This window comes from Rhodanobacter sp. FW106-PBR-R2A-2-24, assembly GCF_058789615.1.
In genome coordinates, this window is sequence record NZ_JBYTBV010000002.1 from 636,043 (window position 1) to 659,850 (window position 23,808).

Annotated in this window: 25 protein-coding genes; 14 read left to right on the top strand and 11 right to left on the bottom strand. The window is 66.9% G+C overall.

Annotated elements, in window-relative coordinates; genetic code table 11:
* Nucleotides 1–49 precede the first annotated feature (49 nt).
* The gene (locus tag AC3WQA_RS04045) at nt 50–457 is read right to left on the bottom strand and encodes a helix-turn-helix domain-containing protein (RefSeq protein ID WP_492673250.1); all 408 of its coding nucleotides are present in this window, start codon (nt 455–457) and stop codon (nt 50–52) included.
* 38 nt (nt 458–495) lie between these two features.
* On the opposite strand from AC3WQA_RS04045, the gene AC3WQA_RS04050 reads away from it, so the two are divergent.
* The 6 genes from AC3WQA_RS04050 to AC3WQA_RS04075 all read left to right on the top strand — a co-directional run bounded on the left by AC3WQA_RS04050 (nt 496) and on the right by AC3WQA_RS04075 (nt 5,145).
* Entirely contained in the window at nt 496–813 is a 318-nt protein-coding gene (locus AC3WQA_RS04050; RefSeq protein ID WP_492673249.1) for a helix-turn-helix domain-containing protein, read from the top strand.
* 190 nt (nt 814–1,003) lie between these two features.
* Nucleotides 1,004–2,530: an IS21 family transposase gene (istA, locus tag AC3WQA_RS04055; RefSeq protein ID WP_492673248.1), complete on the top strand. Its 1,527-nt coding sequence runs from the start codon at nt 1,004–1,006 to the stop codon at nt 2,528–2,530.
* A 10-nt stretch (nt 2,531–2,540) separates the two neighbouring features.
* Nucleotides 2,541–3,281, top strand: a complete 741-nt coding sequence (gene istB / locus AC3WQA_RS04060; RefSeq protein ID WP_492673247.1) for an IS21-like element helper ATPase IstB — start codon at nt 2,541–2,543, stop codon at nt 3,279–3,281.
* A gap of 107 nt (nt 3,282–3,388) precedes the next feature.
* Complete coding sequence (locus AC3WQA_RS04065; protein WP_492676313.1) at nt 3,389–4,333, top strand: cytochrome-c peroxidase; 945 nt, start codon at nt 3,389–3,391, stop codon at nt 4,331–4,333.
* Between the two features lie 227 nt (nt 4,334–4,560).
* A complete protein-coding gene (locus tag AC3WQA_RS04070) occupies nt 4,561–4,800 on the top strand; it encodes a hypothetical protein (RefSeq protein WP_492673808.1) in 240 nt (79 codons plus the stop codon).
* A 168-nt stretch (nt 4,801–4,968) separates the two neighbouring features.
* Nucleotides 4,969–5,145 carry a hypothetical protein gene (locus tag AC3WQA_RS04075; protein WP_492673809.1) on the top strand — a complete coding sequence of 59 codons (177 nt, stop codon included), beginning with the start codon at nt 4,969–4,971 and terminating at the stop codon, nt 5,143–5,145.
* A 107-nt stretch (nt 5,146–5,252) separates the two neighbouring features.
* Here AC3WQA_RS04075 and AC3WQA_RS04080 read toward each other — a convergent pair whose 3' ends face one another.
* From AC3WQA_RS04080 to hutU, 4 genes are all read right to left on the bottom strand, one after another.
* Nucleotides 5,253–6,176 carry an alpha/beta hydrolase family protein gene (locus AC3WQA_RS04080; protein WP_492673810.1) on the bottom strand — a complete coding sequence of 308 codons (924 nt, stop codon included), beginning with the start codon at nt 6,174–6,176 and terminating at the stop codon, nt 5,253–5,255.
* Nucleotides 6,177–6,493: 317 nt separating this feature from the next.
* Complete coding sequence (locus AC3WQA_RS04085) at nt 6,494–6,862, bottom strand: hypothetical protein (RefSeq protein ID WP_492673811.1); 369 nt, start codon at nt 6,860–6,862, stop codon at nt 6,494–6,496.
* Between the two features lie 59 nt (nt 6,863–6,921).
* Complete coding sequence (locus AC3WQA_RS04090; protein ID WP_492673812.1) at nt 6,922–8,205, bottom strand: AAA family ATPase; 1,284 nt, start codon at nt 8,203–8,205, stop codon at nt 6,922–6,924.
* A gap of 34 nt (nt 8,206–8,239) precedes the next feature.
* Nucleotides 8,240–9,910, bottom strand: coding sequence for a urocanate hydratase (hutU, locus tag AC3WQA_RS04095; RefSeq protein ID WP_492673813.1), 1,671 nt, complete (start codon nt 9,908–9,910; stop codon nt 8,240–8,242).
* Nucleotides 9,911–10,051: 141 nt separating this feature from the next.
* Between hutU and AC3WQA_RS04100 the strand changes: the two genes are divergently transcribed.
* A complete protein-coding gene (locus AC3WQA_RS04100; protein ID WP_492673814.1) occupies nt 10,052–11,542 on the top strand; it encodes a multicopper oxidase family protein in 1,491 nt (496 codons plus the stop codon).
* Nucleotides 11,539–12,738, top strand: coding sequence for a chromate efflux transporter (gene chrA / locus AC3WQA_RS04105; protein ID WP_492673815.1), 1,200 nt, complete (start codon nt 11,539–11,541; stop codon nt 12,736–12,738). Before AC3WQA_RS04100 ends, chrA begins: the two co-directional genes overlap by 4 nt.
* A gap of 269 nt (nt 12,739–13,007) precedes the next feature.
* Here chrA and AC3WQA_RS04110 read toward each other — a convergent pair whose 3' ends face one another.
* Nucleotides 13,008–13,925 (bottom strand): pseudouridine synthase, encoded by a 918-nt coding sequence (locus AC3WQA_RS04110; RefSeq protein ID WP_492673816.1) that lies wholly within the window; start codon nt 13,923–13,925, stop codon nt 13,008–13,010.
* Nucleotides 13,926–13,998: 73 nt separating this feature from the next.
* Between AC3WQA_RS04110 and AC3WQA_RS04115 the strand changes: the two genes are divergently transcribed.
* From AC3WQA_RS04115 to AC3WQA_RS04130, 4 genes are all read left to right on the top strand, one after another.
* Nucleotides 13,999–14,553: a YaeQ family protein gene (locus AC3WQA_RS04115; RefSeq protein WP_492673817.1), complete on the top strand. Its 555-nt coding sequence runs from the start codon at nt 13,999–14,001 to the stop codon at nt 14,551–14,553.
* Between the two features lie 68 nt (nt 14,554–14,621).
* Nucleotides 14,622–16,106, top strand: a complete 1,485-nt coding sequence (locus AC3WQA_RS04120) for an AlkA N-terminal domain-containing protein (RefSeq protein ID WP_492673818.1) — start codon at nt 14,622–14,624, stop codon at nt 16,104–16,106.
* Nucleotides 16,103–16,627: a methylated-DNA--[protein]-cysteine S-methyltransferase gene (locus tag AC3WQA_RS04125; protein ID WP_492673819.1), complete on the top strand. Its 525-nt coding sequence runs from the start codon at nt 16,103–16,105 to the stop codon at nt 16,625–16,627. The genes AC3WQA_RS04120 and AC3WQA_RS04125 overlap by 4 nt, the downstream gene beginning before the upstream one ends.
* Before the next feature lie 170 nt (nt 16,628–16,797).
* Nucleotides 16,798–18,060 carry an alkaline phosphatase family protein gene (locus tag AC3WQA_RS04130; protein ID WP_492673820.1) on the top strand — a complete coding sequence of 421 codons (1,263 nt, stop codon included), beginning with the start codon at nt 16,798–16,800 and terminating at the stop codon, nt 18,058–18,060.
* Between the two features lie 65 nt (nt 18,061–18,125).
* Here the strand turns inward: AC3WQA_RS04130 and AC3WQA_RS04135 are convergent, their stop codons facing one another.
* The 3 genes from AC3WQA_RS04135 to hutG form a co-directional block, all read right to left on the bottom strand.
* Nucleotides 18,126–19,403 (bottom strand): MFS transporter, encoded by a 1,278-nt coding sequence (locus AC3WQA_RS04135; RefSeq protein ID WP_492673821.1) that lies wholly within the window; start codon nt 19,401–19,403, stop codon nt 18,126–18,128.
* An 87-nt stretch (nt 19,404–19,490) separates the two neighbouring features.
* Nucleotides 19,491–19,655, bottom strand: a complete 165-nt coding sequence (locus tag AC3WQA_RS04140; RefSeq protein WP_492673822.1) for a hypothetical protein — start codon at nt 19,653–19,655, stop codon at nt 19,491–19,493.
* Between the two features lie 112 nt (nt 19,656–19,767).
* Nucleotides 19,768–20,706: a formimidoylglutamase gene (gene hutG, locus AC3WQA_RS04145; protein ID WP_492673823.1), complete on the bottom strand. Its 939-nt coding sequence runs from the start codon at nt 20,704–20,706 to the stop codon at nt 19,768–19,770.
* Between the two features lie 129 nt (nt 20,707–20,835).
* Between hutG and hutI the strand changes: the two genes are divergently transcribed.
* Nucleotides 20,836–22,047, top strand: coding sequence for an imidazolonepropionase (hutI, locus tag AC3WQA_RS04150; RefSeq protein ID WP_492673824.1), 1,212 nt, complete (start codon nt 20,836–20,838; stop codon nt 22,045–22,047).
* Nucleotides 22,048–22,155: 108 nt separating this feature from the next.
* Here the strand turns inward: hutI and AC3WQA_RS04155 are convergent, their stop codons facing one another.
* Nucleotides 22,156–22,623, bottom strand: coding sequence for an NUDIX hydrolase (locus tag AC3WQA_RS04155; RefSeq protein ID WP_492673825.1), 468 nt, complete (start codon nt 22,621–22,623; stop codon nt 22,156–22,158).
* Complete coding sequence (locus tag AC3WQA_RS04160) at nt 22,620–23,255, bottom strand: glutathione S-transferase family protein (protein WP_492673826.1); 636 nt, start codon at nt 23,253–23,255, stop codon at nt 22,620–22,622. The genes AC3WQA_RS04155 and AC3WQA_RS04160 overlap by 4 nt, the downstream gene beginning before the upstream one ends.
* A 60-nt stretch (nt 23,256–23,315) precedes the next feature.
* On the opposite strand from AC3WQA_RS04160, the gene AC3WQA_RS04165 reads away from it, so the two are divergent.
* Nucleotides 23,316–23,804, top strand: a complete 489-nt coding sequence (locus tag AC3WQA_RS04165; RefSeq protein ID WP_492673827.1) for a GNAT family N-acetyltransferase — start codon at nt 23,316–23,318, stop codon at nt 23,802–23,804.
* The last annotated feature ends 4 nt before the right edge of the window (nt 23,805–23,808 follow it).

Consider the following 23,808-nt stretch of genomic DNA (forward strand, 5'->3'; position numbering starts at 1 on the left):
AAAAGAATGACGGAACGGTACGAGTGCCCATCTTGCTCGGGTCGTTCGTTCATCGGCGCACCGCGATGGCGAGTAGTTCCTTCACCTGTCCCGGCTCCACACGCCCCTTCTCGGTACTCAGAGCATAGGCAGCCTTCAGTATCCGCAAACGCATGGCTGGCTTGAGCTTCTTGCTCAATGTGGCTAGCTCGGTATCAACGCATCGGATGATCTGATCGACGAGCGCGAAGTCCATCGTGCGCGTGGCCGCTTTGATCGGCTGTTCACCGGGACCAGCCAGTAGCCAGACCGGATCGATACCGTAGGTCTCGTACAAGGCACGAAACAACGCGACCGGCATCTCACGTTCGCCGCGCTCGTAGTTGGCATACGCACGCAGTGACAATCCCAGGGTATCGGCGAAGGCGCCTTGGCTCAGGCCGGTGCTGGCCCGCACAGCTACCAGTCGTTGACCCATAGCAGCGTTTTGTTCTGGCGTTGCAATGCTACTCATATATGCCTATATTGAGTCTCATACATGCCGTAGAGGGTAACGACTTGCGCCACGAAAGGAAACGCCATGAACGGATCAAGGCACGCCTGCGGCAGGCGGGCAGTTCATTGGCGCAAGTGGCGAGAGAACTCGGCGTGCAGCCGACGACTGTCACCTCGGTGAGCCAAGGATATCGGCGCTCGCAGCGTATAGAGGCACAGATCGCGACCACGCTCTCGACGACACCCGATCAGCTCTGGCCGGATCGCTACCCGGTGCTCCAGCGCGCCGCCCCGCCTTCGCCCACAGGAAACGCCTCGCCCGGAACCGCCATCGGTTAACCCACCCCGAACCGCGAGCGCAAAAAGGGCCAGCGTCTGCAAACGCCAGCCCTTTGAGATTGCCATTGTCGAGTGACCACCGACGTACGCATTCTCATGCGCCCCCGCCGATCCTGTCAACCGCGCCGCCCTGAACGGCGGCGCGACGGACGGCAGCGCTCGCCCGATCCCCTCCGCATGAGAATTTGACATGGTTCTGAAGAGCTTATGCCGGCTATTGCTGATCACCGACCTGTCCAACCGCAAGGTCGGACAGATCTGCCATGTGCACCATCACACCGCCGGCCGCTACCGCGACCGCCTGCGAGAAGAAGGGCTGACCTGGGAACGTGTGAGCGAACTTTCCGAAGAAGCGCTCGATGCGCGCCTCAACAACGGCCGTGAGCGGATACGAAAGAAGTTCGTGGAACCGGACTGGTCTCACGTCCATCAGGAGCTTTCCCGCCCCGGGGTGACGATCACGCTGCTGTATGAGGAATACGCCTCCTCACTCGACACCGAGCCCATGTCCGATCGGGAATTCCGGCGACGCCACGACCGCTACAAGCGCACGCTCGGCGTGGTCATGCGCCAGGTGCGACGCCCGGGCGAAGAACTCTTCGTCGACTACTCGGGCAAGCGCCCCTCGATCACAAATCCCGACACCGGCGTGAAGACGCCGGCGGAATTGTGGGTCGGCGTCCTGGGCTCCAGCCGCAAGACCTTTGCCTATTGCACGGCGACGCAGCAGTTGCCCGACTGGATCGATGCGCATGTGCACGCGTTGGCGTTCTTCAGTGCCGTCCCGCTCTACCTCGTCCCCGATAACCTCAAGTCCGCCGTGGTCAGCATCTCCCGCAAGGATGGCCACTACATCAACCCCACCTACCAGGCCTTTGCCGACCACTACAACCTGACGGTGATGCCCACCCGCGCGCGCAAGCCGCGGGACAAGGCGGCCGTCGAAGGTGGTGTTCGCCTGGCCCAGATGTGGATCCTTGCGCGGCTGCGGAACCGCACGTTCTTTTCGCTCCCCGAACTCAACCAGGCAATCGACGAGCTGTTGGTACGCCTCAACAGCAAAGGAATGCGCACGCGTGGCGGCATGAGCCGAAACGAGTTGTTCGAGGAGCTGGATCGGCCAGCGATGCGCGCGCTGCCGGTGCAGCCCTACGAGTATGCCGAGTGGAAGATTGGCGTCACGGTTCCGCAGGATTACTGCGTCGTCTGGGAGCGCAACTACTACTCAGTGCCTTTCAGCCTGGTGGCGCGCAAGGTCAATCTGCGGGTCACGACGACCACGGTCGAGGCGTATCACCGCGGGCAGTTGGTGGCCACGCATCGCCGTTCGTTCGGTGTCGATGGCGTGTTCATCAAGAAGGAGCACCAACCGCCTGCGCACCGGCTGTACGGTGAAGAGCAGATGGCAGAGCTCGTCGCCTGGGCGGAAACCGTCGGGCCGTCTGTCCACCAGTTCATGCAGCAACACCAGCAAGCCCATTCCGCTGCCGCCTCGATGCAGGCCTTCCGCGGGCTCAAACGGCTGGCCCGAGACTTCGGCACGGAACGGCTCGACCGAGCCTGCGCGCGGGCCCTGCGCATGCGCGCGATCACCATCACCTCCGTCCGCTCGATGTTGTCGCGCGGCATCGAGAACACACCGCTGCAAGACGACGCGGCGGCCAACGACCCCATCGCACCGCACCAGAACGTGCGCGGCGCCACCGACTACGAATAGGGGATACCTCATGTCACACCTGCAAACCATCGAGCAACTGCGCGACTTGCACCTCGCCGGCATGGCCGAGGCGTTCGCCCACCAGATGAGCGATACCGTGTTCGCCAGCGTGGCTTTCGAGCAGCGCGTACAAATGCTGGTCGAGGCCGAAAAAGCGCAACGTGACAACCAACGCTATCAGCGCCTTCTGAAGAACGCCAAGCTCAAGGTCATCGCCGCACCCGAGGAGATCGACTATCGGCCGGGGCGTGGTTTGGACAAAGCCGTGATGGCGGATCTGCTGACCGGCTTCTGGATCGGCGCACACCGGAATGTGCTCATCACCGGCGCCACCGGCACTGGCAAGACTTGGCTCGGCTGCGCCCTCGGCGTCCAGGCCGCGCGCTTGGGTTTCACGGTTGCGTACCGCCGAACCGCCCGGCTGCTGGAAGAGATGGCCATCGGGCACGAGGACGGAACCATCGCGCGACAGCGCAACCAGCTCAGCAAGGCGCAACTGCTGATCCTCGACGACTTCGGGTTGACCGCGCTGACGAATCGCGGGCGCTCGGATCTGCTCGAAGTGCTGGATGATCGGGTGGGCAGCGGCGCCACCATCATCCTGGGTCAAATGCCCGTCAAGGATTGGCACTCCTACATAAACGATCCAGCAATGGCCGACGCGATCCTCGATCGGCTCGTCCACAGCAGCGTTAAGCTGGATCTGAAGGGCGAATCCATGCGGCGGGTGAAAAACCGCAGCGGTCAGTAGACTGCCTGCGCCGGGCAGCGAGGTGCCGGCGGTGGATAGTCTGTTGGCGAAGCTGGATAGCGCCGCAGGCGACGGTGGTCAGCTGGGTTGCCGGCCGCGGTCAATCGCTGTGGCAAAGGTGGTTAACCGGCTGGCGTTTTGCACCGGGCAATGCGGCGACCCCGGCGAAGGTGGAGCTCGGCAAGATGCTTTACTTCGAGCCCCGGCTGTCCGAAAGCCATGCCATCAGCTGCAATTCATGCCACATGGTCGGCATGGGCGGGGTCGACCTGCAGGAGACTTCGCTGGGTCATCGCTGGCAGCATGGTGGTCGCAATGCACCGACTGTCTACAACGCGGTGTTCGACGTCGCCCAATTCTGGGATGGGCGTGCCAAGGACCTTGAACAGCAGGCCGGCGGTCCACTGGTCAACCCGGTCGAGATGGACACCACCGAGGCCCATGCAGTCGAACAGCTCAAGGGGATTCCCGGCTACGCCGCCGCGTTCGCCAAGGCCTATCCAGGCGTGCCCGATCCGATCACGTTCGACAACGTGCGCAAGGTCATCGCCTTGTTCGAGGCCACCCTGATCACGCCGAACGCGCCGTTCGATCGCTACCTCAAGGGCAACGAGAAAGCGCTCGACGCGAGCCAGAAGGAAGGCCTGACGCTGTTCATCAACAAGGGCTGCGCGGCATGCCACAACGGCATCAACGTGGGCGGGGGCATGTACGCCCCGTTCGGCGTGGTCGAGCGGCCTGGTGCCGACATTCTCCCGCCGGGGGACAAGGGGCGCTTCGCGGTGACCAAGACGGTCAGCGACGAATACGTGTTCCGGGTGCCCTCACTGCGCAACATCGCGCTGACCGCACCCTATTTCCACACAGGCAAGGTGTGGGATCTTCGCCAGGCCGTCGCGATCATGGGCAGCAGCCAGCTCGGCGCGACGCTGAGCGATGAGGAGGTCGGCAAGATCGAGGTTTTCCTCGGGGCTCTGACCGGCGATCAGCCGAAGGTCGCACTGCCGATCCTGCCACCCAGCGTGGCCACCACCCCGAGGCCCAAGCCGTAACCAGTACCAAAAAGCAGAAAGGGAGTCGTGGCTGATTTAGCCAGGCAGGCGACTGGCCCTGCCAGACGGCGACCGAATGTAATTTGCCACGCCCCTTTTATTGCAGAGATATTGTCTCTGACACCTTTCCCTCTGGACACCTTTCCCTCTGACCAGGATCAAGACCCCAACCGCGCTGATCGGGGAGCATGCGATAGAGCAAAACCACCGGTCCAACGAGGCCAATCATGGAATTTCAGATCGCACTGACCACGGCCAGCCCCGCTCCCGAGGTCGTCCAGAACGCCCTGTACGATATCGATTCGAGCGCGCTGGTCGATCTCGACATGAGCGGGCTGATCATGCGCATATCGTCGTGGGTACCCGTGAGCGACCTGATCACGGTGCTGCAGCGAACCGGCTGGACAGTGAAGTCGGAACAGATCGCGCAGCTGCCGAGCATCTGCTGCGGGGGTTGCTCGGGGTGAAAGCGGTGCCGGCGACACTCCTATTCGCATCGTCGCCTTTGGCTCAGGTGCTCTGACCCGTCGCTCAACGTCCAGCCTGACCCAAGAATGGTGTCAGGGACAATTTCAACCGAACGGGGTCAGGTTCACTTTCCCCCTCCGATAAGTGAACCTGACCCGGTTCTAGTGTTGGATCTTCGCCAGGCCGTCGCGATCATGGGCAGCAGCCAGCTCGGCGCGAAGCTGAGCGACGAGGAGGTCGGCAAGATCGAGGTTTTCCTCGGGGCTCTGACCGGCGATCAGCCGAAGATCGCGCTGCCGATCCTGCCACCCAGCGTGGCAACCACCCCGCGGCCCAAGCCGTAACCCGCACCAGAAAAGCACAAAAGGGGCGTGGCTGATTTGGCCAAGCGGGCGACTGGCCCTGCCAGACGACGGCCGGATGTAATTAGCCACGTCTCCCGTTTTTGAACTTAATTAGCCACATCCCCTTTAATTACAGCCAGCCATGCGAGTACCGTCTTCGACAGTTCGGTGCGCATGTCGGAATAGGCATGATCGGTAGCCAGGTGCGTGGTGGTCACATGACGATCGCCGGCCTTGCGGAGGGCGTCGGCGAAAGCGTCGTTGAAGTTGGCCAGGCCGTCGTCGGAGGTGACCACCAGCACGTTGCGGTCCTTCAGTGCCGGCGCCTTCATGGTGAACACCCAGTCGGTGGCGTGCGCGGCCACCTGCTGCGCGAGACCTTCGGGCGTGCAGCCGTGCAGCGGGGCCATGCCTTCGTCGGCTAGGGCGGTCGCCATCTTCTCCGTCGCGTTGGCGCTGGCGTTCTCGCGCCGCAGGTGCTGGTACTCCCCGCCAAGATCGCCGCCGGAAATCACGCCAATGGCTCTAACGCGCGGATCGGCCGCGGCGGCGTGGATGGCCATGAAGCCGCCCATGCTGTGGCCGATCAGCACGATGCGCGTGGGGTCCAGTCGCAGTTTCTTCGCCACGGCCGGCTGGCGCAGGTAGGTCAGTGCCGCAGCGACGTCCTCGATGCCGTGACTGAAAGAGAAATCGCCGGGCGTACCCCATGAGCCGCGGTAGTTGAAATAGAGCACGTCCCAGCCGGCGCGACGGATGTCCTGCGCCAGGTCCAGGTTGCGCTCGTTGCCAGGGAAGCCGTGCAGCAGGATCACGGCGGGGTGCGGGCCGACACCAGCGGCGACGTACACCAGCGCATTCATTCCTTTGCCGTGGCTGGGGATCTGCATCGTCTCCATCGACGCGCGGTTCTCAGCCGTGGGTTGGCTGTGCCCGGCGACGGGCGCCGGGCGTGTCTGCGGACTGGCGATGCAGGTCAGGCTCAGAAGGAAACCGGCGGCCAGAAGGCCATGTCGCGCGTGCTTGTTCATGCGTCCTCCATGCGGGCTGGCAGTCGGAAGTGCGCCGGTATCTGAGGTCAGGCTGCCGGTTCGGGCGAAAGACTACACGTTTGGAGCAGCTGATACTGGCACCCGAGGCCTCGGCCAGCCCGGCTCCGCTGCGGTACTCGCCGGGCGCCAAGAACGGGGCCAGTGCACTTCCAGAAGCCAAATAAGTGAACCTGACCGAATTTAATTAGCCACGTCCCTTTTAATTAAATAAAGTGTAGTCTGACCCGTGTTTTTGCCTTACTTACCAAGAGTCAAGAAGTGAACCTGACATCGTTTTCGGCGACGAAACCCAGACCTTATCTGCCAAAGAATTTTTCAAAGTCGAACTTATTTTTTGATGAGCATACCGCAAGGCGGCTCTTGTAATTTTTCGCAAAATAGTTCTTCAAACCTTGAACTTTAGTATCAAAGCACGGCACTCGTGTGCAAACAATTAACCCAGCAATTGGAGATCGTTTCTCCTTACATTTATTCATTACGCCCAGCGTCGCCTCGATTTGCTTACAAGCAACGCCCACATCTTTCCCCTTCAACTCCACCACCAAATCTCCAACCCCTGGCTTGGAAACAACATAATCAGCCGCGCGCTGTTGAGCGACCAAACCTCCATCCACCTTTATAATGTAGTGTACCTGCCTCCGCTGATTTGCAAAGACGGCGGACATCCCATGATCCTCAATCTTTATGTTAGAGACCGAGGTCCGCATTCTATGAGCCTTGCAACTCATAGAGATACCTCAATGTCAATCAACGAATCAAATTCGATTCCAGTAGTCGCTGACACACTATCTATATAGTCACCATCTATCAGGCCATAATCATCAATTATGGAGGAAAGCTTACCATCGACAATTTTGTACGCGGAAACGCTCCCTGGACTAATCCAGCAGGACGGGTCGACTATATTCTCGAGGAGCTTTCTCTTTTCACCAACCGCACGGGTGCCAAGATCTCCCGCCTTGATTAAATTGTTTATTTTCGCCAAGACATAAGGACTATGAGTTGTCAAAACAATTTGACGATTCGCAATTCTCTTATTTCTCGATCGTGATACAACCTTTCTTTTGCCACTATTGATCAGCTGCGCAAACATCCCGACCAAGTCAGTCTGCGCGCTTGGAAATAGATGTGCCTCAGGCTCCTCAACATAAACAAGGTTATTTTGTTCCGAAAACTGAGAGAAGCGAAGCCCATCAAATAACGGCAGGAGCTCTTGCTGACCGGACGAGAGTGCCGAGAATGGAATACTTCTACCGTCAGGAGTTGACAAGAACTCCCGCCCACGCTCTCGGACTACATGACCTCCTATCAAGTCCTCAATGATGGATAAATTTTTATTTTTTGGCTCGCCTTCAAAAAATGCGTGCTCGCGCAACTGGGTGACCAGTCTGCCGAATCGTGAAACCACCGGATCGAGGATGCCGCCCGCCTCGAACGCGGCGACGATCTTTCCAACACTGGTAAAGAACGAACGCCCCGCAGGGATAAACAGCTGGCCAAGCGGCTTCTCGTCGCCCATTAACGAATCAATCGTCTTGTCAAGTACGGAGTAAAGCCTCCAGCCACTATCTACTTCAGCACTTTCTCTTGCCGCCTTGCTATCCCTGCTAGACTTATAGGTACTAACTAACTTACTAAATAATTCCTCATACTTCTTGGATCCGACCAGTTTAGCTTTCGGGTCCCGACTCCGAGATTTAGTTATTGAAAGGGAAAATTCCCCAGTCGAATAGATAATTGAAAATTGGCGATTTCCCCAGCTGCTCGGCGGGAACCACTCAGAGAATCGCTCTAAAATTCTACCCTTCAGATCCCCTCCTTTACTCACATCCTGTACCCATCGTGGAAGCTCGTCTGGAATTGAATGGAAGAAATAAAACAACTTGCACAGAACGCTTTTGCCGCTCGCTTGAGGCCCAATGATTAACGTCAAGTCGTTTATTTGAAAACTAGCCTTCTCGATACACGAGAAATTCTTGACGACTAGAGACTTTTCTTTCAATGCCATTGTATCTGCCTTAAGGTTATTAATGAGTAGGCCATCACACCATCGGCAACTTCAACCCCTGCTCCTTCGCACACTCCACCGCAACCTCATACCCCGCATCCGCATGCCGCATCACCCCGGTCGCCGGATCGTTCCACAACACCCGCGCAATCCGCTTGTCGGCCTCCTCGGAACCATCGCACACAATCACCACCCCCGAGTGCTGCGAATACCCCATCCCCACCCCGCCGCCATGATGCAGCGACACCCAGGTCGCGCCCCCGGCCACGTTCAACATCGCATTGAGCAGCGGCCAGTCGGACACCGCGTCCGAGCCGTCCTTCATCGCCTCGGTCTCCCGGTTCGGTGACGCCACCGAGCCGGAATCCAGATGATCGCGTCCGATCACCACCGGCGCCTTCAGCTCGCCGTTGCGCACCATCTCGTTGAACGCGAGGCCCAGCTTGTCGCGCAACCCCAGCCCCACCCAGCAGATGCGCGCCGGCAGGCCCTGGAAGCTGATGCGTTCCCTGGCCATGTCGAGCCAGCGGTGCAGGTGCTTGTCGTCGGGGATGAGTTCCTTGACCTTGGCGTCGGTCTTGTAGATGTCCTCCGGGTCGCCGGAGAGCGCGGCCCAGCGGAACGGGCCGATGCCACGGCAGAACAGCGGGCGCACGTAGGCGGGCACGAAGCCGGGGAACGCGAAGGCGTTGTCGCAGCCTTCGTCCTTGGCCATCTGGCGGATGTTGTTGCCGTAGTCGAAGGTGGGGACGCCTTGCGCGTGGAAGGCGAGCATGGCTTCCACGTGCTTCTTCATCGACTGCTTGGCGGCCTTGGCGGTGCCGGCCGGATCGCTCTTGCGGCGCTCGAACCACTGCTCGACCGTCCAGCCCTGCGGCAGGTAGCCGTTGACCGGATCGTGCGCGCTGGTCTGGTCGGTGACGGCATCGGGCTTGACGCCGCGGCGCACGAGTTCGGGCAGCACGTCGGCGGCGTTGCCGAGCAACGCGATGGACTTCGCTTCGCCAGCTTCCGTGTACTTCCTGATGCGCGCCAGCGCGTCGTCGAGGTTCGTGGCCTGCTCGTCGACGTAGCGGGTCTTCAGGCGGAAGTCGATGCTCTTCTGCTGGCATTCGATGTTCAGCGAGCACGCACCGGCCAAGGTTGCCGCCAGCGGCTGCGCGCCGCCCATGCCGCCCAGGCCCGCAGTGAGTATCCAGCGGCCTTTCAACGAACCACCGTAACTCTGCCGACCCATCTCGACGAAGGTTTCGTAGGTGCCCTGCACGATGCCCTGCGAGCCGATGTAGATCCACGAGCCGGCCGTCATCTGGCCGTACATCATCAAGCCCTTCTTATCGAGCTCGTTGAAGTGCTCCCACGTCGCCCAGTGCGGCACCAGGTTGGAGTTCGCGATCAGCACGCGCGGCGCGTCGGCATGCGTGCGGAACACGCCGACCGGCTTGCCGGATTGCACCAACAGCGTCTCGTCGTCGTTCAGTTCGCGCAGCGATTTCAAGATCGCGTCGAAGCACTCCCAGTTGCGCGCGGCGCGGCCGATGCCGCCGTACACCACCAGCTCGGCCGGGTTCTCCGCCACCTCGGGGTCGAGGTTGTTCTGCAGCATGCGGAACGGCGCCTCGCTGAGCCAGCTCTTGCAGGAAAGCTCGCTGCCGCGCGGCGCGCGGATGGTGCGGGTGGTGTCGATGCGGGTGGGGGCGTTCATGGCGATCTCGTGGAACCAATGAAAACCCGATTGTGGCGAGCGCTCCCCCGCATGGAAAGTGGCGCTGCCGCATGGCGGCGGAAAAACCTGCGGGCGAACAACGCCGTAAGCTTGGCGGAACATCGTCCCCGAAGATCGCCCATGACGCTGGATCGACGCGACTTTCTCAAGCTCACCGGGCTGGGCGCGCTGGCCGCCGGCGCCGGCGCGCGGGCCACGCCGCAGGCGGGCGCAGCATCGGCCTCGGCATCGACGCTCCCGCTCAGCAGCCGCGCCGACCACACGCTGCGCATCGCGCGCAGCCTGGTGGAGCTGGCGCCGGACCACATCGTCTCCACCGTCGCGTACAACGGCAGCGTGCCCGGCCCGCTGCTGCGCCTGCGCGAAGGGCAGCGCGTGACGGTGGACATGCACAACGACACCGACCTGCCCGAGCAGCTGCACTGGCACGGGCAAGCCGTGCCGATGGACGTGGACGGCGCGGCGGAGGAAGGCACACCAGTCATCCCGCCGCACGGCATGCGCCGGCTGAGCTTCGTGCCGGGGCCGGCGGGCCTGCGCTTCTACCACACGCACGTGGTCGCGGGCGCCGACCTCACCCGCGGGCAGTACAGCGGCCAGGTGGGCCCGGTGTACATCGAGCCGCGCCGCGAGCCCGGCGCGTACGACCGCGAGGTGTTCCTGACGCTGAAGGAGTTCGACCCGTTCTTCAGCCAAGGCGGCGACATGGCGATGGATTTCCTGCGCCCGGCCGCGGCGGACCCGGCACTGAAGGCGCGCGGCGAACGCGCGATGCAGGCCTCGCTGGCGCGCGGCGACAGGCACGGCTACGAGGTGGGCTACCAGGCGTTCGCGATCAACGGCCGCATGCTGGGCCACGGCGAGCCGATCCGCGTGAAGGCGGGCGAGCGCGTGCTGTTCCACATCATCAACGCCAGCGCCACCGAGATCCGCAGCCTCGCCCTGCCCGGCCACACATTCAAGGTGCTGGCGCTGGACGGCAACCCGGTGCCGCACCCGGCCGAGGTGCCGGTGCTGTGGCTGGGCACGGCCGAGCGCATCAGCGCAGTGGTGGAGATGCGCCGCCCCGGCGTGTGGGTGCTGGGCGACCTCGCCGACGACGACCGCGCGCGCGGCATGGGCATCGTGGTGGAGTACGCCGGCCAGCGCGGCGCGCCGCGCTGGGAGGCACCGCCGCCGTTCGGCTGGGACTACCGCCGCTTCGCCAGGCCCGGCGCGACGGCCGCGGCGCCGGACGAGACGATCGAGATGACGTTCGCGAAGCAGAACGCGGCCGACGGCGGCTTCAACCGCTGGACCATCAACGGGCAGGCGTTCGACATGCACGCCGGCACGCCGCGCTTCCGCCTCGCGCACGGCCGGCGCTACCGCCTGCGCATGCACAACGCGAGCGACGACATCCACCCGATGCACCTGCACCGCCACACGTTCGAGATCGCCAGCCTCGCCGGCCAGCCCACCGCGGGCGTGCGCAAGGACGTAGCGATGCTGGGCGGCTACCAGACGATGGAGGTGGACTTCAGCGCCGACCAGCCGGGCCTGTCGCTGTTCCACTGCCACATGCAGCTGCACATGGACTTCGGTTTCATGGCCCTGTTCGAGTGCGCATGAGCACGGCGACGACGCGCGGCCGCGCGGGCGAGGTGGCCGCCGCGTTCCTGTGGCTGGGGCTCACCTCGTTCGGCGGGCCGGTGGCGCACCTGGGCTATTTCCGCCGCGCGTTCGTCGAGCGGCGGCGCTGGCTGGACGAGGAACACTTCAGCCAGCTGCTGGCGCTGTGCCAGTTCCTGCCCGGGCCGGCGAGCAGCCAGCTGGGCTTTGCCATCGGCCTGCTGCGCGCGGGCTGGCTGGGCGGGCTGGCCGCGTTCGTGGGCTTCACGCTGCCCTCGGCGCTGCTGCTGTTCGGCTTCGCGCTGGCGAGTCGTTCGCTGGAAGGCCATTGGGGCAACGCGCTGGTGCACGGCCTGAAGCTGGTGGCGGTCGCGGTGGTGCTGCACGGCGTGCTGGGCATGGCGCGCACGCTCGCGCCGGACTGGACGCGGCGCGCGCTGGCGCTGGCGGCGGCGCTGCTGGTGCTGGCCAGCGGCGCGCCGTGGATGCAGCTGGCGGTGGTGGCCGGCGGCGCGCTGGCGGGGCTGTGGCTGTGCCGCGGCGTGTCGGCGCGCACGGGCGGGATGTTTGCGCTGGGCTGGGGACGGCGCGGCGGCCTCGTGTTGATCGCGCTGTGCCTGCTCGCGCTCGGCGCGGCGTTCCTGCCCGGCCTGCCGCCGCTGGGCCGGGTGGCGGCCGCGTTCTACCGCGCGGGCGCGCTGGTGTTCGGCGGCGGCCACGTGGTGCTGCCGCTGCTGAAGGCCTCGGTGGTCGACCCCGGCTGGCTCGACAGCAACACGTTCCTCGCCGGCTACGGCGCGGCGCAGGCGGTGCCGGGGCCGATGTTCACGCTGGCGTCGTTCCTCGGCGCGCGCCTGCCGGGCAGCATGGGCGGTGCGCTGGGCGCCACGGTGGCGGTGCTGTCGATCTTCGCGCCGGGCCTGCTGCTGGTGGCCGGTGCGCTGCCGTTCTGGCGCGCGCTGGCGCAACGTGCGGCTGCGGCGCGCGCACTGGCCGGGGTGAACGCGGTGGTGGTGGGCCTGCTGGCCGCCGCGTTCGTGAACCCGGTGGCGACGAGCGCGATCCACGCGCCGCTGGACGTGCTGATTGCCGCCGTCGGCGTGCTGATGCTGCTCGCGCGCTGGCCCGCGCTGGCGGTGGTGGCGTGGTGCGTGGCGGCGACGCTGGCGCAGGTTCCTTTCGCGCACGGCATGTAACCGCGCGCCGGATCGGGGCGAAGGACGCTGCAGCGCCGATCCACGGGCGCTGTCCACTCCCTCCCCGGGCCGAAACCCGCCATGCGCTATCCCCACCTCTCCACCCTTCCGCCTGCCCGCCGCGTCGGCGCGTGGGCGTGATCGTCGCCGCCGTCACCGGCTGCGCGCTCGCCTTCGGCTACGTCGGCGGCTGGCTGGCGTCGCAGCGACTGACGCCGCGGCGCTGTATCACGGCCTGATCCGGCGCGACGGGATGCTGGCGAGCATGGTCAGCCGGCGTCGGGGGTAGGCCTCGGGCAGGCGCCGCGCTCGCCGGCGAGCTGATCCAGCATGCGCGCGCTTTCGAATTGGCGCCGCCCGCCTTGCAGCGGGTCGTCGAAGCTCAGCATCTGCGCCAGCAGTTGCAATGGGCGCGCGTAGTCGTCCGCGGCCGCCGCCTGCAACTGCGGGTAGAGCGGGTCGTGGCGGATCGGCGCACCGAGCGCGGCCATCTGCACGCGCAACTGGTGCTTGCGCCCGGTGTGCGGATACAGCGCGTAGCGCCAGTCGCCGTCGCCGCGCGCGAGCAGCTCGATGCGTGTTTCGCTGTTCGCCGATCCCTCGGCTTCGCGCATGCGGAAGAACGGTTCGCCCGCCACGATGCGCGAACGCCGGATCAGCGGAAACGCCAGCTCCGGCAGCGGCGGCGCCAGCGCTTCGTAACGCTTGACGATGGTGCGCTCGCGGAACAGCGCCTGGTACGCCGCGCGGCTGGCAGGGTTGGTGGAAAACAGCACCAGCCCCGCGGTAAGCCGATCGATGCGATGCAGCGGCGCGAGCGCCGTGTTGCCGGTGCGCCGCACGAGGCGTGCCAGCAGGGTTTCCTCGACGAAACGCCCGGCCGGCACCACTGGCAGGAAGTGCGGCTTGTCGGCCACCAGCAGGTGTTCGTCCTGATGCACGATGGCCTCGGCCAACGGGATCGCCGCCTCGTGCGCCACCTCGCGCCAGTAGCGCACGCACAGGCCCGCGCGGTACGGCGTGGTCGGCGTCAGCGCCCGGCCATCGCCATCCTGCACACGCCCGCGCGCCATGCGGTCCAGCCAGGTGGCGCGGTCGATGGCCGCGAACTGCGCGCACAAGGCATCCAGCACCGTGGCCCATGGCCCCGGCGGCAGGTGCACGGTGCTGGCGGCGTTCGCGGGCATGCGTGATCCATCCGAAATCCAGCATGTTAGCGGCTCGCGTAGAATGGCCGACTGCATTTCGCCGGGAACCCCGATGGCACTCACCGCCACGATCCACAAAGCCGAGCTGTCGATCAGTGACATGGATCGGCATTACTACGCAACCCACGCGCTGACGCTGGCGCGGCATCCGTCGGAAACCGAGGAGCGACTGATGGCGCGCCTGCTCGCGTTCGCGCTGTATGCGGACGAGCGGCTGGAGTTCGGCAAGGGGCTCAGCGACACCGACGAACCGGCGCTGTGGCGCAAGGCGTACACCGGCGAGATCGAGTTGTGGATCGACGTGGGCCAGCCCGACGAAACGCGCCTGCGCAAGGCCTGCAACCAGTCGCAGCAGGTGGTCGTGCTGGCCTACGGCGGCCATGCCACCGAGGTGTGGTGGAACAAGATCGCCGGCTCGCTCGCGCGCCACGACAGGCTCAGCGTGCTCGTGATCGACCACGCCGACATGCAGCAACTGGCCGCACTGTGCGAGCGCGCCATGCGCCTGCAATGCCTGATCCAGGATGGTGAGCTGCAGCTGATCGCGGGCGAACAGACACTGATGATCCGCCCCGACGCGCGCATGGGCGAGTACGCCGTCGCCTGAGGGCCACACGCGGCATCCGTGTCCGAAAACGGCGAGTCGTCGCCGCCTGCCGGTGCTAGCCTGCGGGCATGTCCGACGCCCCTGCCCTGCCCGATCCGCGCATCTGCGAAAAGGCCCGTCTGAGCCGCGATGCGCGCTTCGACGGTCTGTTCTTCACCGCCGTGCGCAGCACCGGCATCTATTGCCGTCCGGTGTGCCCGGCGCCGCCAGCCAGGCGCGAAAACGTTCGCTACTACGCCGACGCGGCGACGGCCGAGGCCGCCGGCTTCCGCCCCTGCCTGCGCTGCCGACCCGAGCTTGCGCCCGGCAACCCGTTGTGGCGGCACGGCGACCACGTGGTGACACGCGCGCTGCAGATGATCGAAGCCGGCGCGCTGGACGAGGGTTCGCTGGATCAACTCGCCGCGCGCGTGGGTGTGGGTGCACGGCAGCTGCGCCGGCTGTTCGCCGACGCGCTGGGCGCGCCGCCGATCAGCGTGCACACCACGCGCCGACTGCTGTTCGCCAAGCAACTGCTCACTGAAACCGCGCTGCCGGTGACCGAGGTGGCGCTGGCCGCGGGCTTTCGCAGCCTGCGCCGTTTCAATGCGGCGTTCGCCAAGGCCAACCGCATCGCGCCGCGCGAGCTGCGTCGCCATCCCTGCGCCACGGCTGGCGACGTGCTGACGCTCAAGCTGGCCTACCGCCCGCCGTACGACTTCGCCGCCCTGCTGGCCTTTCTGCGCGACCGCGCGCTGCCCGGCATCGAGGTCGTGGGCATGCACGATTACCGCCGCGTGTTCGGCCCCGCCGACGCACCCGGCTGGCTGCGCGTGAGCGCGTGGCCGGAGCAGGAGCCGGCGCTGAAGCTGGAACTGCACTGTCCGCAACCGGCGCAATTGCAGGACGTGGTGGCGCGCGTGCGGCGCCTGTTCGACCTCGATGCCGACCCGCAAGCCATCACCAGCGTGCTGCGCGGCGAAGCCACGCTGCGCCCGCTGCTGCGCCAGCGTCCCGGCCTGCGCCTGCCGGGCTGCTGGGACGGTTTCGAGATCGCGGTGCGCGCGGTGCTGGGCCAGCAGGTGAGCGTGGCCGCCGCGCGTACGCTGGCCGCACGCCTGCTGCAGCGCTGGGGCGAGCCGCTGGCGCAGGCAGCGCCAGCGGGACTGGATCGCCTGTTCCCCACGCCCGCCGCGCTGGCGCAGGCCGATGCCACCGATGTCGGCGTGACGCGCGCCCGCGCCGAAACGATCCGCGGCATCGCCCGCGCGGTGCTGGACGGCCGCGTGGATTTCGACCGCGGCCGGGCGCTGGATGCCAGCGTGGCGCGCTGGACGGCGCTGCCCGGCATCGGCGACTGGACGGCGCATTACATCGCCATGCGCGCGCTGGGCCACACCGATGCCTTCCCCGCCGCCGACCTGGTGCTGCGCCGTGTCGCCGCGCCCGGCGACGACGCCCTGAGCGCCAGGGCGCTCACCGCACTGGCCGAAACCTGGCGCCCCTGGCGCGCTTACGCGGTGATGCAGTTGTGGCGCGCCGCTTCCACCCGGAACAACAAGGCCCACCCATGATCCAGCCCACCCCCACGCTGTACTACGACACCCTGCCCAGCCCGCTGGGCACGCTGACCCTGGTGGCCGACGCGCAAGGCGGCCTGCGCGAAATCTGCTTCGAGCAGGAGCAGCGTCCGCACGCGGACGAACCCTGGCAGCGCGACGCCGCGCGACTGGCGCCGGCACGACAACAACTCACGGAATACTTCGCCGGCACGCGGCAGGTGTTCACCGTGCCACTGCACCCGCAGGGCACGGCGTTCCAGCAAAGCGTGTGGCAGGCGCTGCGGCACATCCCGTTCGGCGCGACGACCAGCTACGGCGAGCTGGCGCGACGCCTGGGCCAGCCCAAGGCGATGCGCGCGGTGGGCGCGGCGAACGGGCGCAACCCCCTGCCCATCATCGTGCCCTGCCACCGCGTGATCGGCGCCGACGGCAGCCTCACCGGTTACAGCGGTGGACTGTGGATCAAGCAAAAGCTGCTAGCGCTGGAAGGCCACCTGCCGCGCAGCGACCTGTTCGATGCGCCAGCGCGCTGAAATCGAAGAACGGCCGCATGCGGGCGCTTCGACTGCGCTTGCTACCGCAAGCTACGCCCAGCGTGAACGGTTTTCAGCGGGGCGACGTCGCCGATCAGATCGAAGGAAAGGGTGCGGACCATCCGGCATTCCGCCATCATGGGCAGAAAGCCATTCGTCAGAGTCCCACCATGAAGACCCTGTTCCGCCTGCTGCTGGGCGCATGTCTCGCCGGTGCCGCCGGTTGCGCCACGCCGCCGGTTGCGGTCACGGCGACCGCGCCGGCCGCCACCCAGCCCGCACCGCTGCTGCTGGTTTCCATCGACGCCTTCCGCGCCGACTACCTCGACCGCGGACTCACCCCCACGATCGCGATGCTGGCGAAGACCGGCGTGCATGCCGCCGGGATGCAGCCCGCCTTTCCCTCGCTGACCTTCCCCAACCACTACACCCTGGTCACCGGGCGCTATCCGGATCACCACGGCATCGTCAACAACACCATCTACGACCCGGCGCTGGGCAAGTTCTCGCTCAGCAACCGCACGGCGGTGAGCGACGGCCGCTGGTGGGATGAGGCCACGCCGATCTGGGAAACCGCCGATGCGCACGGCCTGCGCACCGCCACCATGTTCTGGCCCGGCAGCGAGGCCGACATCCACGGCAAGCACCCCGACTACTGGCTGCCCTACGACGGCACCATGAGCGCCGACCAGCGCGTGGACAAGCTGCTGTCCTGGCTGGACCTGCCCGCCGCCGAACGGCCGCGCTTCCTCACCCTGTATTTCGACGCCGTCGACCACGCCGGCCACGACCACGGCCCGGACTCGCCCGAAGTGGATCAGGCCCTCGCCGACACCGACGCGGCGCTGGCGCGCCTGGTGCGGGGACTGCAGCAGCGCGGTTTGTACGACAAGCTCAACCTGATCGTGCTCGCCGACCACGGCATGGCCGCCGCGCCGCCGGCCAACGTCGTGCTGCTGGACAAGCTCGTTGCGCCGGACGCGGCGCGCATAGCCAGCCTCGGCATCGTGGCCGGGCTCAATCCGCTGCCCGGCCACGACTTCGCCGCCGTCGAGCGCACGCTGGAAGCGCCGCAACCGCACATGCACTGCTGGGACAAGACGCGCATCCCGGCACGCTTCCACTACGGCAGCAACCCGCGTGTACCCCAGCTGGTATGCCTGGCCGACGTGGGCTGGCACATCGGCACCAGCGACAGGCCTGCCCACAGCCATCCCTACACGCTGCATGGCGAACACGGCTACGACAACGCCGACCCGCGCATGCGCGCACTGTTCGTCGCCCACGGCCCGGCTTTCAGGCGCGGCATCACGGTGCCCGAGTTCCCCAACGTGGACGTCTATCCGCTGCTGGCCCATCTCCTGGACATCCCGCCCGCCGCCAACGATGGCGATTTCAATGCGGTGAAAGACATGCTCAAGCGCCAGGATTAAGCCTTGGCGGTTTGGCTACGGCAGGGCAAGGCTCGCGCGGCGCCCGCCCTGCCGGGTCGCGGCGCTCACCCCATCGCCCCGCGACTCATTGGCGTGGGCGGCGTGGCCACGTTCACCAGCGGCTTGAGCCGCACCAGGCCCAGCGCGACCGCGAGCCCCGCCGACGCCAGCAGCCCCACGAACAGCGCCACGCCGCTCCAGCCGTGGCGGGCATAGAAGAACCCGCCGAAATAGCCCGCCGTGCTGGAGCCCATGTAGTAGCAGAACAGGTACAGCGACGCCGCCTGCGCCTTGGCCGCGCCGGCGCGGCGGCCGACCCAGCTGCTCACGATGGAATGCCCGCCGAAGAAACCGAAGGTGATCGCCACCAGGCCCGCCATCACCAGCCACAGCGGCGTGGCCAGGGTCAGCAGCGTGCCGGCCAGCATCAGCGCCAACGCCGTCCACAGCACCCTGCGGCGGCCCAGCTTGCCGGCCAGGTGCCCCATCCACGCCGAGCTGAAGGTGCCGATCAGGTAGATGCCGAAGATCAGCCCCACCACTGCCTGACTGAGTTTGTACGGCGGCGCCAGCAGGCGATAGCCGAGGTAGTTGTAGACGGTGACGAAGGCGCCCAGCAGCAGGAAGCCCTCGGCGAACAGCCACGGCAGCCCGCGATCATGGAAGACCCCGCCGAAACGCGCCGCCAGCGCGCGGCCCGACAACGGCTGGCGCACGAAATGCCGCGAGGCCGGCAGCGCGCGCCAGAACGCCAGCGCGCAGGCGAAGCCGACCACGCCCACCACCGCCACGCCGACGCGCCAACCGAAGAAATCCGCCAGCACGCCGGTGATGAGCCGTCCGCCCATGCCGCCCACCGCGCTGCCGCTGATGTACAGCCCCATGCCCAGGCCGATGGATTCGACGTGCATTTCCTCGGCGAGATACGTCATCGCCACCGCCGGCAAGCCGCTCAGCGTGAGCCCCAGCAGCGTGCGCACCACGAGCAGCGAACCCCAGCTGGGCATCGCCGCGCTGGCCAGCACCAGGAGCGCCGATGCGAGCAAGGAGGCCACCATCACGCGCTTGCGCCCCCAGGCATCGGAGAGCGCGCCGGCAAACAGCATGGCGAAAGCCAGCACACCGGTGGTGAGCGACAGCGACAGCGCCGCGCCCGCCTCGGACACGCCGTAGTCGCGGCTGAACTCCGGCATCAGGGGCTGCACGCAGTACAGCAGGCCGAAGGTGGCCAGGCCCGCCGCGAACAAGGCCAGGTTGGTGCGGCGAAACGCCGGCGTGCCGTGATGGATGTAAGGCTGCGGCGCCGCGTCCGTTGCCGGCGTCGAAGCGATCTGGCTGTCCATCGTCGGCCCACGGCTGCGCATCGGTGCGCAAGCATACGCGCAGCGCGCGCCAGCCGGAACCGCGCTGCGCGGCAAGCGCCGTGCGGATCAGCGATAACGCCAGGAACCGCCGACCCAGACATGCGCGGGCGCCCAGTAACCCGGCACCCAGACGCGCGCGTGACGCGGCGCCACCACCACGCAGCCGGTGAGCGAAGCCGCGCCACCGAGCAAGGCGGCGGCGATCAGGCAGGTGGACAGGAAACGACGCATGGCACGCTCCTCGCGGGGGATGTGCTGCGGAAGAACGCCCCTGGCCTGGCCGCGATGACGCGACCGCCCACCGCGGTTCAGCCGGCCCTCATGCCGCCGGCACGCCGCCGAATCAGCCGTTTGCGGCGCGCATCGCCGCGTGCGTCACACGGTGGATCAGCCGCGCCGCGACGCGTGCGGTGACCTGGTCGCGATCCAGCGGTGGCGACAGCTCGGCCACGTCGAGCACGCGCAGCTTGCCGGTGGCGGCGACCGCATCCAGCAGCGGCTCCACCACCTCCATGCCCACGCCGCGCGCGCTGGGCGCGCTGACGCCCGGTGCCATCGCATGCGGCAGGCCGTCGATGTCGACGGTCTGGTAGATCACGTCCACGTTCGCCAGCCGTTCCCGCAGTTCGGCAAGCTGCGCCGGCAGCTCGAGCGGGCCGAGTTCATCGTCGAGCACGTAGTGCACGCCCAGCCGGTCGGCGGTGTCGAACAGCGCGCGCGTGTTGGCCGCGCGGCTGATGCCGTAGACGTGGTATTCCAGCGGCAACCCCAGCACCTGCGCGTGCTCGATGGCCTGCAAGAAGGGCGTGCCCGAGCTGCCCTGCTCCTGCCGGCGCAGGTCGAAGTGCGCGTCGATGTTGACGATGGCCACGCGCGGGCGACGTTTGCCCAGATGCTTCGCCAGCCCCTGATAGGTGGCGAAGGCGATCTCGTGGCCGCCGCCCAGGCCCACCGGGAAATGCCCGGCGTCGAGCAGCGCGGCCAGCCGCTCGGCATAGCGCGTTTGCGCGCCTTCAAGGTCGCCGTCGGCGCAGTCCACATCCCCTGCGTCGTACAGCGGCGTGTCGTCCAGCGTGGGCAGGTTGGCGAGCATCCGGCGCAGCGCCGCCGGCCCCTCGGCGGCGCCCACACGGCCATGGTTGCGGCGCACGCCCTCGTCGCAGGCAAAACCCAGCAGGGCCACGCCGGGCGCGGCGCCGGGCGTGGCCTCGCGCACCCATTGGTGCCAACGCCGGGTGGACGCATCCTCGGGAAGATCGACGCGGCCGCTCCAGCCGTTCATGGCAACACCCGCGCGGCAAGGAAGATGGTCATGCTGCGGCTCCGCGAAAAGATGCCGCGCATTGTACGCGTGCGGCCCGCCGGGACGGCTCTGCGATAATCCGCCATTACGCACACGGAGCCTACGGCCATGCCGCACTGGGATCGCCTGTTCACCCACACCACGCTCGCCAGCTTCGCGGGCGACGCGCCCTTCGGCCTGATCGAGGACGGCGCACTGGCCTGCGCGGACGGGCGCATCGCGTGGGTGGGGCCGACGCATGAACTGCCGGACGACGCCGGTGCCACGCACATCGAGAACCTCGGCGGCGCCCTGCTCACCCCCGCGCTGATCGACTGCCACACCCACCTGGTATTCGGCGGCGACCGCGCGCACGAATTCGACCTGCGTCTGAACGGCGCCAGCTACGAAGACATCGCCCGCGCCGGTGGCGGCATCGCCTCCAGCGTGCGCGCCACCCGCGAGGCCAGCGAGGACGAGCTCTACGCGCAAGCACTGCCGCGCGCCTGCGCGCTGCTCGCCGACGGCGTGGCCACGGTCGAGATCAAGTCCGGCTACGGACTGGAGCTGGAGGCCGAGCGTCGCATGCTGCGCGTGGCGCGACGCCTGGGCGAGGAACTCGGCATCACCGTGCGCACCAGCTTCCTCGGCCTGCACGCGCTGCCACCCGAGTACAAGGAGCGCCGCGACGACTACGTGGCCCTGGTCTGCGACACCATGCTGCCGACGCTCGCCGCCGAAGGCCTGGTCGACGCGGTGGACGCCTTCTGCGAAACCATCGCCTTCACCCCCGCCGAGACGCGCCGCCTGTTCGAGCGCGCGCAACAACTCGGCCTGCCGGTGAAACTGCACGCCGAGCAGCTTTCCGACCAGGGCGGCGCCGCGCTGGTGGCGAGCTTCCACGGCCTCTCCGCCGACCACCTGGAACATCTTGGCGAGGCCGGCATCGCGGCCATGGCGAGCGCCGGCACCGTGGCCACCCTGCTCCCCGGCGCCTACTACGCGCTGCGCGAAACCCGCACCCCGCCGGTGGCCGCGCTACGCGAGGCCGGCGTGCCCATCGCCATCGCCACCGACCTCAACCCCGGCACCTCGCCCCTGCTCTCGCTGCGGCTCGCCGCCGGCATGGCCTGCACGCTGTTCCGCCTGACGCCGGAGGAAGCGCTGCGCGGCGTTACCGCCAACGCGGCACGCGCGCTGGGCCTCACCGATCGCGGTACGCTCGCCGCAGGCCAACGCGCCGACCTGGTGGCATGGCACGCCCGCCACCCAGCGCAGCTGTGCTACTGGATCGGCGGATCGCTCGCACGGCAAACCTGGATCGGCGGCCAGCCCGTCTGAGCCGGCCGCAGAGAACGCGCCGCGCCGCGCTTTCCCGGCTCACCAAGCCCGACTGGTCGTTACGGCACCCTCGCTTGAACGATGGCCGATCCCCGACGGGCGACCGCCTCACTCGATGCGCAGGAACGGTGCGGGCTCGCGCTCCACGAATTCACGGCGCACGTAGGCGATGAGCTCGCGCTGGCTGCCGAAGGGCAGCAGTTCGGCGGCTTCCTCCAGCGTCACCCAGCGCAGCGCCGAGTGCTCATCGTTGAGCACGGGCACGGCATCCTCCGCCACGCGCGCCACGAAGGCCGGCACGATTTCCACCGCGTCGGCCACGGTGAGATAAAAGCTTTCGCAGAAGCTGGTGGCCCAGAAGCCCCGCGGCACCAGCGCGGTTTCCTCGTGCAATTCGCGCAGCGCCGCCTGCCAACCCTTCTCGCCGGCTTCGACGTGCCCGGCGACGTAGCTCCATACGCCATGCAGATAGGCGCCGGCGCGGCGCAGCAGCAGCATCCGCGTGGCCGCGCCGGTGCCGCGCAGCACCACCACGCTGACCATGCGGCAACGCACCGGCGGGCCCGCCGCGTTCATGCCGCCGCCAGCAGCTGGCGGCTGGCCGCCGCACTGGGGCGCGCCGCCACGCGCTCGAACCACGGGCCGATCCCCGGCAGCGCGCGGTCGAAGGGCTGGTTCACGCCGGCGCCGAAATCCAGCCACACGTAGAGCCAGATGTCCGCCGCCGTGAAGCGCTCGCCGCACAGGTAGGGGCCGTCACCCATCATCCGGTCCAGCCAGGCGACGCGATCCTGCGCGATGCGCTTCAGGCCATCGGCGGCCTCCGGCGCCACCGGGATGCGCGGCGTGAAGCGCGGCAGGCCTTCGGCGTAGTGGAAGGCGTTGTGGATGAACTCGGTGACGTTCAGCTCCACCCGCCGCCACCATTGCCGCGTCTGCGCGCGCTCGGCCGGCGTGCGGCCGATCAGCGCGGGTTCCGGGTGCAGTTCTTCGAGGTATTCGGCAATCGCCACCGCCTCGGCCAGCGTGCTGCCGTCGTCCAGTTGCAGCGCGGGCGTCTGCCCGGCCGGGTTCACGGCGAGATAGCCCGCCTCGCGGTTCTCGCCGCGCATCACGTCCACCGCCACGGACGGCAGGTTCAGCCCCTTTTCCAGCACGAACATGCGCAGGCAGCGCGGCGCGGGGCTGATGGCATCGAAGATCAGCATGAAGCGGCTCCCGAGTGGTAAAAAGCGCAGACACTACACTCCATTCATCGCCACCATGCCATGACCTGCAATTACTCGATCCGCCCCATCGAAGCGCGCGACGATGCCGCCATCGCCGCGATCATCCGCGCAGTGATGCCGGAATTCGGCGCCGACGGCCCCGGCTTCGCGATCCACGACGCCGAGGTGGAGGCGATGAGCGCTGCCTACGCGCAACCCCGCTGCAGCTATTTCGTGCTCGAACTGGACGGTGTCGTGGCCGGCGGTGCCGGCATCGCACCACTGGCCGGTGGCGATCCGGACGTCGGCGAGCTGCGCAAGATGTACTTCCTGCCACAGGCGCGCGGCGTCGGCGCGGGCACGGCGATGATGGCGCGCTGCCTGGAGGCGGCCCGCGCCCACGGTTTCCGCCGCTGCTACCTGGAAACGCTGACCGGCATGGACGACGCGCAGGCGCTGTACCGGCGCAGCGACTTCGCGCCGATCTGCGCGCCGATGGGCGGCACCGGCCACCATGGCTGCGACCGCTGGTTCCTGCGCGAACTGTGAAGCC

Coding starts and splice junctions, on each gene's coding strand:
- AC3WQA_RS04045 (WP_492673250.1), bottom strand. CDS start 457: ATGGGTCAACGACTGGTAGCTGTGCGGGCCAGCACCGGCCTGAGCCAA.
- AC3WQA_RS04050 (WP_492673249.1), top strand. CDS start 496: ATGCCTATATTGAGTCTCATACATGCCGTAGAGGGTAACGACTTGCGC.
- istA (WP_492673248.1), top strand. CDS start 1,004: ATGGTTCTGAAGAGCTTATGCCGGCTATTGCTGATCACCGACCTGTCC.
- istB (WP_492673247.1), top strand. CDS start 2,541: ATGTCACACCTGCAAACCATCGAGCAACTGCGCGACTTGCACCTCGCC.
- AC3WQA_RS04070 (WP_492673808.1), top strand. CDS start 4,561: ATGGAATTTCAGATCGCACTGACCACGGCCAGCCCCGCTCCCGAGGTC.
- AC3WQA_RS04080 (WP_492673810.1), bottom strand. CDS start 6,176: ATGAACAAGCACGCGCGACATGGCCTTCTGGCCGCCGGTTTCCTTCTG.
- AC3WQA_RS04085 (WP_492673811.1), bottom strand. CDS start 6,862: ATGTCCGCCGTCTTTGCAAATCAGCGGAGGCAGGTACACTACATTATA.
- AC3WQA_RS04090 (WP_492673812.1), bottom strand. CDS start 8,205: ATGGCATTGAAAGAAAAGTCTCTAGTCGTCAAGAATTTCTCGTGTATC.
- hutU (WP_492673813.1), bottom strand. CDS start 9,910: ATGAACGCCCCCACCCGCATCGACACCACCCGCACCATCCGCGCGCCG.
- AC3WQA_RS04100 (WP_492673814.1), top strand. CDS start 10,052: ATGACGCTGGATCGACGCGACTTTCTCAAGCTCACCGGGCTGGGCGCG.
- chrA (WP_492673815.1), top strand. CDS start 11,539: ATGAGCACGGCGACGACGCGCGGCCGCGCGGGCGAGGTGGCCGCCGCG.
- AC3WQA_RS04110 (WP_492673816.1), bottom strand. CDS start 13,925: ATGCCCGCGAACGCCGCCAGCACCGTGCACCTGCCGCCGGGGCCATGG.
- AC3WQA_RS04115 (WP_492673817.1), top strand. CDS start 13,999: ATGGCACTCACCGCCACGATCCACAAAGCCGAGCTGTCGATCAGTGAC.
- AC3WQA_RS04120 (WP_492673818.1), top strand. CDS start 14,622: ATGTCCGACGCCCCTGCCCTGCCCGATCCGCGCATCTGCGAAAAGGCC.
- AC3WQA_RS04125 (WP_492673819.1), top strand. CDS start 16,103: ATGATCCAGCCCACCCCCACGCTGTACTACGACACCCTGCCCAGCCCG.
- AC3WQA_RS04130 (WP_492673820.1), top strand. CDS start 16,798: ATGAAGACCCTGTTCCGCCTGCTGCTGGGCGCATGTCTCGCCGGTGCC.
- AC3WQA_RS04135 (WP_492673821.1), bottom strand. CDS start 19,403: ATGGACAGCCAGATCGCTTCGACGCCGGCAACGGACGCGGCGCCGCAG.
- AC3WQA_RS04140 (WP_492673822.1), bottom strand. CDS start 19,655: ATGCGTCGTTTCCTGTCCACCTGCCTGATCGCCGCCGCCTTGCTCGGT.
- hutG (WP_492673823.1), bottom strand. CDS start 20,706: ATGAACGGCTGGAGCGGCCGCGTCGATCTTCCCGAGGATGCGTCCACC.
- hutI (WP_492673824.1), top strand. CDS start 20,836: ATGCCGCACTGGGATCGCCTGTTCACCCACACCACGCTCGCCAGCTTC.
- AC3WQA_RS04155 (WP_492673825.1), bottom strand. CDS start 22,623: ATGAACGCGGCGGGCCCGCCGGTGCGTTGCCGCATGGTCAGCGTGGTG.
- AC3WQA_RS04160 (WP_492673826.1), bottom strand. CDS start 23,255: ATGCTGATCTTCGATGCCATCAGCCCCGCGCCGCGCTGCCTGCGCATG.
- AC3WQA_RS04165 (WP_492673827.1), top strand. CDS start 23,316: ATGACCTGCAATTACTCGATCCGCCCCATCGAAGCGCGCGACGATGCC.